15 protein-coding genes are annotated in these 13,571 nt (G+C 63.1%); 7 read left to right on the top strand and 8 right to left on the bottom strand.

Annotated elements, in window-relative coordinates:
- Positions 1–4: 4 nt before the first annotated feature.
- The gene (locus tag AC1RTP_RS01510; protein ID WP_498604219.1) at positions 5–1,078 is read right to left on the bottom strand and encodes a porin; all 1,074 of its coding nucleotides are present in this window, start codon (positions 1,076–1,078) and stop codon (positions 5–7) included.
- Positions 1,079–1,178: 100 nt separating this feature from the next.
- Here AC1RTP_RS01510 and AC1RTP_RS01505 point away from each other — a divergent pair, with 100 nt between their 5' ends.
- Complete coding sequence (locus AC1RTP_RS01505) at positions 1,179–1,865, top strand: response regulator (RefSeq protein WP_498604218.1); 687 nt, start codon at positions 1,179–1,181, stop codon at positions 1,863–1,865.
- Positions 1,865–3,304 carry a sensor histidine kinase gene (locus AC1RTP_RS01500; protein WP_498604216.1) on the top strand — a complete coding sequence of 480 codons (1,440 nt, stop codon included), beginning with the start codon at positions 1,865–1,867 and terminating at the stop codon, positions 3,302–3,304. Before AC1RTP_RS01505 ends, AC1RTP_RS01500 begins: the two co-directional genes overlap by 1 nt.
- Here the strand turns inward: AC1RTP_RS01500 and AC1RTP_RS01495 are convergent.
- On the bottom strand, positions 3,267–4,559 hold the full coding sequence (locus AC1RTP_RS01495) for a sensor histidine kinase (RefSeq protein WP_498604215.1): 1,293 nt from the start codon (positions 4,557–4,559) through the stop codon (positions 3,267–3,269). The two genes, AC1RTP_RS01500 and AC1RTP_RS01495, sit on opposite strands and share 38 nt — an antisense overlap.
- Positions 4,559–5,197, bottom strand: a complete 639-nt coding sequence (locus AC1RTP_RS01490) for a response regulator (RefSeq protein ID WP_498604213.1) — start codon at positions 5,195–5,197, stop codon at positions 4,559–4,561. The genes AC1RTP_RS01495 and AC1RTP_RS01490 overlap by 1 nt, the downstream gene beginning before the upstream one ends.
- 142 nt (positions 5,198–5,339) lie before the next feature.
- On the opposite strand from AC1RTP_RS01490, the gene AC1RTP_RS01485 reads away from it, so the two are divergent.
- The 5 genes from AC1RTP_RS01485 (at position 5,340) to AC1RTP_RS01465 (ending at position 9,900) form a co-directional block, all read left to right on the top strand.
- Entirely contained in the window at positions 5,340–5,990 is a 651-nt protein-coding gene (locus AC1RTP_RS01485; RefSeq protein WP_498604212.1) for an energy transducer TonB, read from the top strand.
- 84 nt (positions 5,991–6,074) lie between these two features.
- Positions 6,075–7,496 (top strand): HAMP domain-containing sensor histidine kinase, encoded by a 1,422-nt coding sequence (locus tag AC1RTP_RS01480; RefSeq protein WP_498604211.1) that lies wholly within the window; start codon positions 6,075–6,077, stop codon positions 7,494–7,496.
- Positions 7,486–8,025: a hypothetical protein gene (locus tag AC1RTP_RS01475; protein WP_498604210.1), complete on the top strand. Its 540-nt coding sequence runs from the start codon at positions 7,486–7,488 to the stop codon at positions 8,023–8,025. The genes AC1RTP_RS01480 and AC1RTP_RS01475 overlap by 11 nt, the downstream gene beginning before the upstream one ends.
- Entirely contained in the window at positions 8,025–9,413 is a 1,389-nt protein-coding gene (locus AC1RTP_RS01470; RefSeq protein ID WP_498604208.1) for a sigma 54-interacting transcriptional regulator, read from the top strand. The genes AC1RTP_RS01475 and AC1RTP_RS01470 overlap by 1 nt, the downstream gene beginning before the upstream one ends.
- Before the next feature lie 175 nt (positions 9,414–9,588).
- Positions 9,589–9,900 (top strand): BON domain-containing protein, encoded by a 312-nt coding sequence (locus AC1RTP_RS01465; RefSeq protein WP_498604207.1) that lies wholly within the window; start codon positions 9,589–9,591, stop codon positions 9,898–9,900.
- A 57-nt stretch (positions 9,901–9,957) separates the two neighbouring features.
- On the opposite strand, the gene AC1RTP_RS01460 is transcribed toward AC1RTP_RS01465, so the two are convergent.
- The 5 genes from AC1RTP_RS01460 to fabG are packed head-to-tail and all read right to left on the bottom strand — an operon-like array spanning position 9,958 to position 13,571.
- Positions 9,958–10,548: a 4'-phosphopantetheinyl transferase family protein gene (locus AC1RTP_RS01460; RefSeq protein WP_498604206.1), complete on the bottom strand. Its 591-nt coding sequence runs from the start codon at positions 10,546–10,548 to the stop codon at positions 9,958–9,960.
- A gap of 5 nt (positions 10,549–10,553) precedes the next feature.
- Entirely contained in the window at positions 10,554–11,000 is a 447-nt protein-coding gene (locus AC1RTP_RS01455; protein WP_498604204.1) for an excinuclease ATPase subunit, read from the bottom strand.
- Positions 11,001–11,035: 35 nt separating this feature from the next.
- A complete protein-coding gene (locus AC1RTP_RS01450; protein ID WP_498604203.1) occupies positions 11,036–11,620 on the bottom strand; it encodes a hypothetical protein in 585 nt (194 codons plus the stop codon).
- Positions 11,617–12,849 (bottom strand): beta-ketoacyl-ACP synthase, encoded by a 1,233-nt coding sequence (locus AC1RTP_RS01445; protein WP_498604202.1) that lies wholly within the window; start codon positions 12,847–12,849, stop codon positions 11,617–11,619. The genes AC1RTP_RS01450 and AC1RTP_RS01445 overlap by 4 nt, the downstream gene beginning before the upstream one ends.
- The gene (gene fabG, locus AC1RTP_RS01440) at positions 12,846–13,571 is read right to left on the bottom strand and encodes a 3-oxoacyl-ACP reductase FabG (RefSeq protein ID WP_498604200.1); all 726 of its coding nucleotides are present in this window, start codon (positions 13,569–13,571) and stop codon (positions 12,846–12,848) included. The genes AC1RTP_RS01445 and fabG overlap by 4 nt, the downstream gene beginning before the upstream one ends.

The raw sequence follows: 13,571 nt of genomic DNA, 5'->3' as shown, positions 1-13,571 counted from the left end.
ATTATCAGAAGCGGTGCTGCATGCCAACCATCAGGCCTTTTTGGCTATCGCCAAAGCCCGCATCGTCGCGCGACAGGCCAACCAACTGGTCGTTCTTGCCTTTGGTGTAACCGAAAGTGGCATAAAGGTCGGTGCGCTTGGAGGCGGCGTAGCGGTAACGCACCACGTACATGGTCGGGTCGGCGTCCTTGCCGGCGGCCAGGTTGCGCTGGTCGATATGGTACACAGCGCCGGTCAGGGTGACGTTAGGCTGCAGCTTGTATGCCACACCGGCCCACAAAGTGTTGCCTTTTACATCAGCCGTATTGGCTTTACCGGCCACCGTCTTGAAGGTGCGGCCGCCCAGCCAGAACTTGAAAGGACCGGTGGCGTAATAGCCGCCCAGGTGGTAAGCGGTTGTTTCGTCACGGTTGCCGGTGGCGACCACCACGTTGCCGTTGATGCGCTCCGCAGTGAACATGGCGCCCAGCGATTCGCTTTGGTAGCTGACCGCGCCGGCGTATTTGGCGCTGTCGGCCGAGCTGGCGCCGGCGCCCGCCTGTTCACCCAGGCCGTAGCTAAAGCCATATTTCCAGTCGCCGGTCTCGCCGGAGTACTTGATCAGGTTATCGAAACCAGTGGTCATGCCGTATTTGCTTGGCAAAGTTGCGCTGCCGCCGGTAGCCCAGGAATAGTAAGGCGCAAAGCCCATCGGGTCGAAGCGGATGACGGTGTCGTACACGCTGGTGAAGGAGCGGCCCAACACCAGGCGGCCGTATTTGCCTTCCAGGCCAACGTTGGCCTGGCGCTTGAACAGGTTGCCGTCCTGCGCACCGGTGTCCATCAGGATGCCGCTTTCCAGCTGGTACACGGCTTTCAGGCCGCCGCCCAGGTCTTCGGAACCTTTGATGCCCCAACGCGAGGTGTTCATGCCGCCGGAGCTGACGTGGGCCATGCTGCCGCCGCCTGGTTTTGCATCGGATGTCACGTCGACGCCCACGTCGAGCAGGCCATACAGCTGCACATTGGATTGGGCGTGGGCGGAAGTATAGGCGGCAAGCATCATCGCGACGGCCGCTGCCATCGAAGTTCTTTTCACAATCAGTCTCCTGGGTTTATAGTTATTTCAGTCATGCCTCGCTCTGGCACGGTTCAACTATAAAATCGCCAACCTTTCAAACGCCTTTCAGGCAACTGCCATGCGAATATTGTTAGTGGAAGACCACACCGAATTGCAACACTGGCTATCCAAAGCCCTTCGTGATGCGAACCTTTCTGTCGAATGCGCCGATAACGGCGCCGACGCCGACTCACTCTTGCTGACCCAGGAATACGCCCTGGTGATCCTGGACCTCACCCTGCCCCGCATGGACGGATTGGAAGTACTCAAGCGCCTGCGTGCGCGCGGCGGCAAGACGCCCGTATTGATCCTGACCGCGCGCGGCGGCCTGGAAGACCGCGTCCAAGGCCTGAACCTTGGCGCGGACGATTACCTCGCAAAACCTTTCGAGCTGGTGGAGCTGGAAGCGCGCGTCAAAGCGCTCCTTCGCCGCAGCGTCGGCAACGAGGCCGTCGTGTATGAATGCGGTTCGCTACGCTTTGATACCGTGAGCCGCATGTTTTCCTATTTCGGCGAGAACCTGCAACTGACGCCGCGCGAACATGCGGTGCTGGAAGCGCTGATCACCAAGGGTGGCAAGCCGCTGGCGAAAGAGAAGCTGTTCGACCAGGTATTCACGCTGGCCGACGACGCCAACCTCGACGCCATCGACCTTTACATCCATCGCGTGCGCAAAAAGCTTGACCGCAAGGAGCCTGGCGCCGCGGCCATCACCACTTTGCGCGGCATCGGCTACCTGCTGCAGCCGGCCGAAGCGAAAGCCTGATGAGAGCCATGCTCGCCATGGGCAGCCTGCGCGGCCAGTTGCTGCGCTGGCTGCTGCTGCCGCTGGTGCTGCTGGAAATCTTCAACACCATTTCGGTCTACTACAACGCGGTGGATGCGGCGGATATGGCTTATGACCGTTCGCTGCTGGCGTCCACGCGCGCGCTGGCGGAGCGGGTTTCGGTGGAAGACGGCAAGGTGGTAGCGGATGTGCCGTACGTTGCACTGGACAGCTTCGAGACGGACACCCTGGGCCGCATCTACTACAAGGTGACCGGCATCAATGGCGAGACCGTGTCCGGCTACGACGACCTGCCTGCGGTGCCGGCCAATGTGCCGCGCTCGGAAAACTACCCTGCCCTGGTGCGCTTCTATCACGCCAACTACAACGGGCAGCCGATCCGCATCGCCGCCCTGCTGCAGCCGGTGTTCGACGACAATATGCGCGGCATCGCCCTGATCCAGGTCGGCGAAACGCTTGATGCGCGCAAGGGACTGACGCGCAAGATCCTGTACGACACGATCGCCTGGCAGGCCAGCGTCGTGCTGATGGCAGGTTTCCTTGTGTGGTTCGCGGTGAAACTGGTTTTACGGCCGCTGATGCAATTGAAGCAGGAGGTCGAGGCTCGCGACGTGTCCGACCTGTCGGACCTCGATCCGGCGCTGGTGCACAAGGAAGTGCGGCCGCTGGTGCAGGCCATGAATGCTTCGACCACCCGCATTGCGGGGCTGATAGCCAGCCAGCGGCGCTTTATCGCCGATGCGTCGCACCAGCTGCGCACGCCGCTGACCGTTTTGAAAACGCAGGCCGAACTGGCGCAGCGCGAGCTGGAACGTTCGCTTGCGATAGCACCGGAATTGCGTGACGTCGTCGCCAGCATGGCAGCCACCACCGACTCCACGGTGCACCTGGCCAATCGCCTGCTGATGCTGGCGCGGATTGAGCATAGCGAGAACCGTGAGCTGGTGGCAGTGCCGCTGCGCGAAACGGTGCAGCAAGTGGCGCTGGAGCTGGCCTTGTCCGCCGTGGGGCGCGGCATCGACCTGGCGCTGGAAGGCGAAGGCGAGGCTGAAGTCAACGGACAGGCCTTGCTGCTGCACGAGCTGGTGTCCAACCTGGTTGACAATGCCCTGCACTACACGCCTCGCGGCGGCAGCGTTGTACTGCGAGTGCTGGCGGGCGAATCCGAGGTTGTGCTGGAGGTGGAGGACAGCGGGCCGGGTATTCCGCAGGAAGACCGCGAGCGCGTGTTCTCGCCCTTCTACCGTGCCGCAAGCACCATGCAGGCCAATCCGGGCGGCTCAGGCCTGGGGCTGGCCATCGTGCGCGATATCACCGCCATGCACCACGCCGCGCTGGAACTCGACCAAGGTGCGGGCGGACGTGGCTTGCTGGTGCGAGTCAGGTTCCCGCGCGCCACGCCTCCACCGGCAGCGTAATAGCGATGCGCGTGCCCGACGCGCAATCCATCTCAAAGCTGCCGCCCAGCGCCTGGACCCTTTCGCGCATGCCGGCCAAGCCGATGCCGGCTGCGGTGCGGGCCGGATCGAAGCCCACGCCGTCATCCGCCACCGAGATCTGCAAAGCTGCTTCTCGCCGCAGCACCTTCACACTGGCCGTGCCGGCGCGGGCATGCTTGACGATATTCGATAACGCTTCCTGCACGATGCGATAGGCCGAAATCGCGGCATCGCCATCCAGTCCCGCAAAATCACCCTCGGTGTGAAGGGAGAAGCGGCAGGCTGGATGGCTGCTGCCCACCTGGCGCACCATCTCCTCCAGCGCGCCTTGCAGGCCAAGCATATCCAGCATCTCCGGCCGCAAGCGGCGCACCAGCGTACGGCCGCTGTTATACAAGCCCAGCGCCAGCTTGACGATAGCCTGCGCCTTCTCGCGAATGGCCGAGCCCGTGTCAACCTTGGGGCGGTACGGCGACCCGGCAGGCTCTTTGGTTGACACGGGCTCGGCCATAGCAGCAATCTGCTGCGCTTCCAGGCGGATGGCGATCAGGGTCGCGTTCAGCTCATCGTGGATTTCCAGCGCGATCGCTTTGCGCTCGTCTTCCACCGCTGTCGTTACGCGCTGAAGGAGGCGGCGCTTTTCGGCATCGGCGGCGCGCACTGCTTGCATCGAGGCTTGCAACGAGTCGGCAAAGCCGCTGGTCATGCGCCATGCAACTCCAGCGCACACCAGCAAGCCCGCCAGCGCTACCGCCAGTTCGAGCTGGAAGCGGGAGCGGGCCTTGCGCAGCATGGCGGTCGGCGACATGCGCACCTGCACATAGCCCATGGTGCCGACGTTGCGGTTGCCGCCGCCGGTCACGTACAGCAGCCGCTTATGGATCGCCGCTTCGTAATAACGCGCTTCCGGCTGCGCATCGGCGCGCCCCGCCACATCGAGCAGCGCTTTGCGTGAATCGTCGAGCAGGGTTACGCGATGGACTGCGCTGTCGGTCTGCATCATGCCGTTGATGGTCGCGCGCAGTTCGTCGAACTGGCCTTGCACCAGGCTGATTTCGCTGCTCGCCACGAGCGCGGTAGCCAGCAATTGGCCGCGCTCTGCCAGCTCCGCCCGGACCTCCGACTGGCGCGACTGGTAGTTGTACCAGGTGAGCGTAACGAACAGAGCCAGCACCGGCAGCAGGGTAATGGCCAGCAGCCGGCCGCGCGTGCCGAGTCGCCAGGATGCGCGCATCAGGCTTGCAGCACGCCGTGGCGCACGGCCAGGCGCGTGATATCAGCGGCGCGGTCAACGCCCAGTTTGTCCTTGATCGCCTGGCTCGAATTGCTGATCGTCTTGCTGGACACCCCGAGACGATCGGCGATTTCCGCGTTGGTCAGCCCCTCCGCCATCAGTTTGAAGATCTCCAGCGAGCGTTCGTCGAGCAGCGCTTGCGGCGATTGCTCGCCCAGCACCGACAGGCTGGCCAGTCGTTCCGCGATGGCGGGCATGAAATACAGCTTGCCCTGCGCTGCGTGCTGCACTGCCGTGGCCAGCTCCGACGGGTCGCAATCCTTGGTCACCAGCGCGCGCGCGCCGATGCGGTAAGCCTCTTTGACCAGGGCGTCCTGGTCGAACTGGGTAAGGAAGATGATGTGGGCTTTCGGCGCTTTGGCGAGGATCTCGCGAGCCGCATCCATTCCAGTCAATTGCTCGCCGAAGCGTATGTCGAGGATAGCAACGTCCGGTGCCAGGGTCTGGTAAGCATCCACCGCTTCGGTCGGGGTACGGGCCTGGCCGACGACGTCGATACCGAAACCACCCAGCGCCATCGCAAAACCACCCATCACTACAGGGTGATCATCTGCCAGCAACACTTTGATCTTATTCATGGAATTCCCTATTTCTAGATGATGGAAGGATATCACGCTTAGCCATAGCAATAAAAATTGCTTGCACATTTCCATGAAATAGAAGAATATCTTGCCATGGCCTGGCAATTTAGCCTGCCAACAAGAAGAAAGGAGCATTACCATGAACTTCGACAACTCCCGCAAGAACTATTCTGGCCTGGCCTTCGTCGCTGTTTTGCACCTTGCTGTCGCTGGCTTCATCGTGACCCATTCCAAAATCTCGATCATCCGCGCCACCGAACCCGAACCGTTTAAAGTGACGCCGCTGCCGCCTGATGTGGTGGAGCCGCCGCCACCCGTCGAGCATTTCGAAGTCGAGTTCACGAAACCGACCGTGATCACACCGCCCCCGCCATTCGAGGAACGGTGGCCGGACGGTCCGACGATCACGACGGAGCGGGGCGACCCGCCTGTAATCAGCGATCCTGGTCCAACGGGGCGGGGCAAGGAGTCGGTCGTCAATGTCGACCCGCCACGCAAGGCGGCCCCGGTCAACATCGCTGCGGTGATCGACGCGGCCAGTTGCGCCAAGCCGGCCTACCCTGCCGCGGCGCTGCGCAACGGCGATGAAGGCACGGTCACCCTTGCTTTTCTGGTCGGTAAAGACGGCCATGTGGCCAGCGCCAAAGTCGAACGCACCAGCGGCCATCGCGACCTCGATCGCGCCGCCTTGCAAGGGCTCTCGAACTGCGCCTTCAAGCCCGGTACCATTGACGGGGTGGCGCAAGAGTCGTGGGCGCGGATGCAGTACGCCTGGCATTTGGACGAGTAAACAGGCATAGGCAAGCGAGCGCGGCAATACAGCCAAATCTCCTATCATGCGCCGGTTAACCACGTGGTTTCCGGCGCATGCCCTATGTTCATTAAGCTTTCTTTTCGCCAACTACTGCTGGGCGTCTTCCTGCTGATCGCCTTGCTGCTCAGCGCGACTTCGATCCAGGCCTTGCTCACTCTGGACCACCTGGCCGCCGAAAGCCGCGCCGTCGGCCAGCACGCCGTGGCGCTGACAGCCAGCGTCCAGCGACTGGCCGAACGCAGCGTGGCAATGGAGCGCAGCGCACGGCAATTCCTGGTGCTGGACGATCCCGCCTTCCGCGACCGCTACGCAGCCGCCTGGCACGATGGCGAAGACGCACTCTCTGCCCTGTCCTCCGGCCTGCCCTCAGTCCCAAAAGCCAGCTTCGCCGCCTGGCGCGACCAAGGCGAACAAGCGTGGAACGCACTGGAAGCTCCGCACGCCAAACGCGCCCAGCGCCAGCACATGCTGAACCTAGCGTTGGCCGGCCTGCCCGCCATCAACGAAGACCTGGCCGAAGAAGTAAAACGCGAAGTCGACCAGCGCAACCAGCGCATCCTGCTCGGACTCGAACACCGGCGCAGCGTGCTGGCCGGGCAACTGCTCGCCACCATCAGCCTGGCCGCCGCCCTCGCCATTGGCTGCGGCTTCTGGCTGTCGCGCCCACTGGCGCAGATTGAAGGCGCCATCGGCCGCCTGGGCGGCAACCGCTACGACCAGCCGATCGAAGTGGAAGGCCCGGACGACTTGCGCCGCCTCGGCCAGCAACTGAACTGGCTGCGCCAGCGACTGGCTAGCCTGGAGGCCGACAAGTCGCGCTTCCTGCGCCATATTTCGCACGAACTGAAAACACCGCTAGCGGCACTGGTGGAAGGCGTGGCCCTGCTGGAGGACGAAGTGGCCGGCACGCTGAACGCAAGCCAGCGCGAGGTGGCCGGCATCCTTCGCCAGAACACCGCTTCCCTGCAAAACCAGATTGAAGACCTGCTGCGCTATAACACCGCCACTTTCGCCGCCCAGCACCTGCAACGCCAGCCAACCGATATCGCCGCGCTGCTGCGCGATACTGTCGACGCGCAACGCCTGCAATGGCAAGCGCACCGCCTCGACATAACGGTGGATGGAAGTGCGCCGCCTATCGACATCGATCCCGGAAAATTAGCCATTGTCACCAGCAACCTGCTGTCCAACGCCCTGCGCTATAGCCCGGAAGGCGGGACGATACGCTTCATCATCGGCGAGCAAGCCGGCATGCTGGCCATCGACTGTGTAGACCAGGGCCCGGGCGTCGCACCTGAAGATGCAGCCCATATCTTTGAACCTTTCTACCAGGGGCAGCGCCAGCCGCCCGGCGCGCGGCGCGGCAACGGCGTCGGCTTGTCCATCGTGCTCGAATATGTCAACGCCCACGGCGGTTCCCTGCAATTACTGCCGGCGAGCGCCGGCGCCCATTTCCGGATCGAGCTGCCCTATGACTTCTAAGTCCCTGCCCTTGCTGCTGCTCTTGGCGCTTGGCGCCTGCGCGCAGCGCCAGCCGATCACGGCGCCTCTGCCGCCCCTTCCGCCACCGCCCCTACCCGCGCAACTGACGCTGGTGGTCGCACCGCAGGACGAGGTCGCGCCAATGCTGGCTTACCACCAGTCGCTGCGCCGCATGACGCAGGGTGAACTACTGAAGGAATTGAGCGGTCTCTCGCTCCAGCAAAAGACACCAAAGGTGCAACTGCAATCAGCCATGGTGCTCTCGCTCACGCGAGGCAACGGCGACCTGGCTCGCGCGCAAGCCCAGTTCGACATCGTCGCCACCATGCCGGAACCGGAGGCGCAAGGTTTGCGCCAGCTGGCGCAGCTGCTGTCTGCCCAATGCGCCGATACCCGCCGCCTGATGGATGACGGCGAGCGCCTGCGCGCGCAGCTGAAAGACAACCAGCGCAAGAACGAGCAATTGAATGAAACCCTGGAAGCGCTCAAGGAAATCGAGCGCGGCCTGCCTGCCAGAGCGAGCAAATAATGAGCGATATGCGACCACCCATTCCCCCGCGGCTGCTGCTGGTCGACGACGACCCGGACCTGCTGCGCCTGCTCTCCATGCGCCTGAGCGCCAACGGCTACCAGGTCACCGCCGTCGGCAGCGCGGAAGCGGCGCTTGCCAGCCTGTCGATCGCCCTGCCGGCAATGGTGATCAGCGACGTGCGGCTGCCCGAGCGCGACGGCATGTCGCTGTTCCAGCAAATCCGCAGCCAGCATCCTGCGCTGCCCGTGATCCTGCTGACCGCCCACGGCACCATCCCCGATGCGGTGGAAGCAACTTCACTCGGCGCCTACGCCTACCTGACCAAGCCTTTCGACGCACGCTTGCTGCTCGATCGTATCGCCATGGCCCTAAGCGTGTCGGCACCGGATGCCACACCGGAAGCCGGCAACGGCGCCTGGCGCGCCGACATCATCAGCCGCAGCCGCGCCATGGAAGAGCTACTGCATGATGCGCAACTGGTGGCGGCTTCCGACGCCAGCGTGCTGCTGCGCGGTGAAAGCGGCACCGGCAAGGAATTGCTGGCGCGCGCCATCCACCGCGCAAGCCGCCGTTCCGCCGCACCCTTCATCGCCGTCAACTGCGGTGCGATTCCGGAACAGTTGCTGGAGTCCGAATTGTTCGGCCACGTGAAAGGCGCCTTCACCGGCGCCGTCGCCAGCCGCGAAGGCCTGCTGCAGGCGGCCGACGGCGGCACGCTCTTCCTCGACGAGATCGGCGACATGCCATTGCTGCTGCAAGTGAAGCTGTTGCGCGTGCTGCAGGAACGCGTGGTACGCCAGGTTGGCTCCGACAGCGGACGTGCTATCGACGTGCGCGTGCTGTCGGCCACCCATCGCGACCTGGAAGCGGCCATGCTCGAAGGCCAGTTCCGTGAGGACTTGTACTACCGCCTGAATGTGATCACGCTCACCCTGCCCTCGCTTGCCGAGCGCCGTGAAGACATCGGCCTGCTGGCAACGCGCTTCCTGCAAATGCTGGCTGCCAAATACGGCAAGCCAGTGAATGGCTTCGCGCCCGATGCGCTGGAAGCCTTGTCGCGCGCCTCCTGGCCCGGCAATGTGCGCCAGCTGTATAACGTCGTCGAACATGCCTGCGCGCTTGCCACGGCGCCGCTGCTGCCGTTGTCCCTGGTGCAGCGAGCGCTGCGCGTGCCCTCGCTGGAAGTACTCAGCTACACGGAGGCCAAGCAGCGCTTCGAGCGCAATTACCTGGTGCAGCTGCTCAAGCTCACAGACGGCAATGTGGCCGACGCCTCGCGCCTGGCAGAGCGCAACCGCACCGAGTTTTACCGCCTGCTGCAAAAGCACGAACTCAATGCCGCGCAGTTCCGCAACGAGGCTGTCGCCGAGGAGCGACAGCCATAAACCCCGTCAAATCAGGCTCTTTGGGCCAAAGGTCCAAATCCTGTCGCTATGCGGCGACAAACTTCATGTTGCCGCATAGCTAAGTCGTTGATTTCTCTACATGGCACACACCTTGCAAAGATAAGGACAACGCACCAGCGTTGAATTTGCCAACTCAAAAATGGAGAGATAGACCATGAAGGATTCCAAACTGATCGCAGGCCTGTTCGCTGCCGCTGCATTCGCCCTCGCCTCGCTGTCCGCACACGCGCAGCAAGAAGCCGCCATGGCCGGTGCAGCCGTCGCCACCAACGATGCGACGCTGCTGGCCAAGGTCAAATCGGCCCTATCGGACCAGAAAGAGATCACCGTTTCGGCCAACCAGGGCGTGGTTATCCTGAGTGGATCGGTGTCAAGCTCCGATGCAGGCGCCAAAGCGATCCAGGCCGCATCCGCCGTGGCGGGAGTAAAGGAAGTGAAGAGTGAGCTGACTGTCGCCGGCAAGTAATGCCCTCGCTGCAGTAGTACCTCCCTTGGCGGGTGGTCCCTTGGGCCACCCGATTTTTTATGCCTGTCGCACCAGCAGCTCGAGTTCCGCGATGCTCGCAATAGCGATTGTCAGTTCGGCATGCCCGGGTTGCAGCCAATGCTGTGCGGGCTGTCCCAGCTTGAATTCGGCTTCCAGCCGGCACCACTCACGATAGAAGGCGGCGGCGCGTTCGGCTTCCGGCAAGCTGGCTAGCCGCTGTGCGATGGCGGCCTCGAAACTGTGTTCGGCAAGTGCGGCAAAATCGCGTTTGCGCCCATGCAGTTCGATGTCCAGGCCAAGCGGGGCTGCCGAGCTCACGGCGCAAGCGACCCATTGGCCCGCATGTGAAATACTGAAATATGGCGAAGCGCCGGGCATGCTGACCTGCGGTGCGGCACCTGGGCGTTCGGAGAAATGAATGTCTGTGCCGGGAACGTCCGGCCTGGCATCGGCCAGTGCGCGCCGAAGCAGGAGGCGGCCGGCGATAAACTGGCGTTGCCGTTCGGCCCGTCGAAAGCGGCGGTAGCGCTGCTGCACGCTGGCGCCAAGGCTTTCGAGGCCTTGTGCCAGCGTGGCTTCGTCGATCGCGGCCAGGTCAAGCAGCCAAAGGGTCGCTTGCGGCCGCATGGCGATTACTTTTTCAGGCGGACGAAATCAGCCTTCAGCTCGACGCGAGTGACAAAGGCGCCGTCGGTGCACTCATACTCGGTGGCCGAAGAAAATGGCTGGTTGTTGTGATTGCTCTGGATGTTGACGATGGCGTCGGCGCCCAGCGCGTTGGCGCGCTTCTTCAGTTGCAGCATGGCCGACAGGAAGGCCCAGTTGCAGGCAGTCTGAGGGGACTTGTTGAAGCCGTTGGTCTTCTGGCTGGTCCTGTCGCTGCCAAGTTTTTCAAGCTTGCCGGCTGGTTGTTGGTCGCCGAAGAAGAACTGCACGTCTTCGCCCAGGCGGCCCTTGGCATCGTTTTCAGCCATTGCGCCGGCGATCGGGAAGGTCAGTTTGTTGTCGCGCGCCTGCGCAGGGGCGACGGTGGAGATCAGGGCTGCTGCAGCGGCAGCGGCCGCGAACATCTTTTTCATTCTTATTTCTCCTTACGGTTTAGGGGATTACTGCTTCACTGCTTTACTGCCTTGCTATCGGCGCCGGTCGGGCCGCCACGCGCTTGTTCAAAATTGGCGATCAGGTAGTCGGTTGCCAGGTTTGATACACGGGTCAGCATCAAGCCATCGCCCACGCCCATAGTCCAACCGGCTGCCATCGCGTCGGCACGCTGGAAGAATTCAGGCGATGCGATCAGGTTGCCTTTGCTGTCGCGGATATTCATGCGCATCAGCACACCCGAGCTGCCGGCCAATGGGCCGAACATCACACGCGAGGCGCCGCCGGTCAGTTCCAGCTGCTCCACGACCGGCTCCACCACCAGGGTGCGGCCATTCTCAGGCCGGCTGTTCCATTCCGCCAATTTCTTCGCCAGGTCCTTCTTGATATTGGCGTCGATACGTTCGACACCTTTCTCCTTGCCCTTGGCGCCCGGGGCGAGGATCGCGGTTTTCACTTCGATGCGGCCAAAGTTCTTGAAAGCCTCGGCTGGCGGCGGGTTGGTCAACGCGGTGGAGCGGACATGCGTTGCGCAGCCTTGAACCAGGGTCAATGCAACCAGGCCGGCGCCCAGCAAAAGAGTACGGCGGGTGGTCTTCATTTGCTTCCTTTCTTAAAGATCAGGGAGGTATTGATACCGCCAAAGGCGAAGTTATTCGACATCACATAGTCACACTGCATATGACGCCCTTCTCCCGCAATATAGTCGAGGGGCGCGCATTCCGGGTCGATATCGGTCAAGCTTACGGTTGGTGCAAACCAGCCTTCGTTCATCATCTGGATGCTGATCCACGCTTCCAGCGCGCCGCAAGCGCCCAGGGTGTGGCCCATATAGCTCTTGAGCGAGCTGATTGGCATGCTGCTGCCGAAGATCGAATGAGTGGCATGCGATTCGGCGATATCGCCGTGCTGGGTCGCAGTGCCGTGTGCATTCACGTAGCCGATCGCCGATGCCGGCAGGTCCGCATCTTCCAGCGCCAGGCGCATGGCTTGCGCCATGGTGGTCGAATTGGGCTGGGTCACGTGGCAGCCGTCGCTATTGGTGCCGAAGCCCACGATCTCGGCGTAGATATTGGCGCCGCGCGCCTGCGCGTGCTCCATGTCTTCCAGGATCAGGCAGCCGGCGCCTTCGCCGATCACCAGGCCGTCGCGCGCCTTGTCGAACGGGCGCGGCGTGGTGTGCGGCGCATCGTTGCGGGTGCTGGTGGCGAACAGCGTGTCGAACACCGCCGCCTCTGTTGCGCATAGTTCTTCCGCGCCGCCCGCGATCATGGCGGTCTGCTTGCCGCTGCGGATCGCCTCGTAGGCGTAGCCGATGCCCTGGCTGCCCGAAGTGCAGGCACTGGACGTGGTGATCACGCGGCCGGTGGCGCCAAAGAACACGCCGATATTCACCGGCGCGGTGTGCGACATCATCTTGATATAAGTGGTGGCGTTGATACCGCGCGTGCTGCGCTCTTCCATCATGCGGCCGAAGTCGCCGATGGCGCTTGGCGTGCCGGCCGAGGAGCCGAAGGACACACCCATGCGGCCGCTCTTCAGCAGTTCGGAATCAAGCAGGCCGGCGTCTTCCAGCGCCAGTTCGGTGGCGCGGGTCGCCATCAGGGCTACGCGGCCCATGCTGCGCATGGTCTTGCGGTTGAAACGCGGGCTCAGTTCGAATTCCGCCGCCGGCGCGCCGAGGCGGGTATTCAGGCCCTCATAGTCTTCCCAATCCGCCATGCGTACGATGGCGTTGCGGTACTCGCCCAGGCGGCCACGGATGGTCGCCCAGTCGTTGCCCAGTGGGCTGATGCCGGCCATGCCGGTGACGACGACGCGGCGGTTCATGCCAGGCCTCCGTTCACGGAAATCACCTGGCGGGTGATGTAGCCCGATTCCTCGCCGACCAGGAAGCTGACGGCAGCGGCCACTTCATCCGCGGTGCCGACGCGGCGCGCAGGGATCATTTTCAGCACTTCATCCATCGGCAGGTCTTCGGTCATGTCGGTATCGATCAGGCCCGGCGCCACGCAGTTGACGGTGATATTGCGCTTGGCCAGTTCCAGCGCCAGCGCCTTGGTGGCGCCGATGATGCCGGCCTTGGCCGCGCTGTAATTGACCTGGCCCCGGTTGCCCACCAGGCCCGATACGGAAGCCATGGTGACGATGCGGCCCGGCTTGCGGCGCTGGACCATCGGCATGACCAGTGGATTGACCACGTTGTAGAAGCCATCCAGGTTGGTGCGCAATACGATGTCCCAATCCTCGCCGCTCATGGCGGGGAAAGCATTGTCGCGCGCCACGCCGGCGTTGCACACCACGCCGTAATAGCAGCCATGTTCGGCGATATCTGCTTCCAAAGCGGCTGCGGCAACAGCGCGGTCGCCGATATCGAACTGCAGTACGCGCGCAGTGCGGCCCATCTCCGCAATCTGCTGCGCCACCGCCTCCGCTTCGGCGCGCTGGCTGCGGCAATGCACCACCACGTCGAAGCCATCGCGAGCCAGGCGCAGCGCAACCGCTTTGCCGATGCCGCGCGACGATCCCGTCACCAAGACAGACTTATTCAT

It is taken from the genome of Pseudoduganella sp. GW821-FHT11H04, assembly GCF_058807935.1.
The sequence above is the reverse complement of the archived record's forward strand: the minus strand, read 5'-3'. Positions and strand labels throughout refer to the sequence as shown.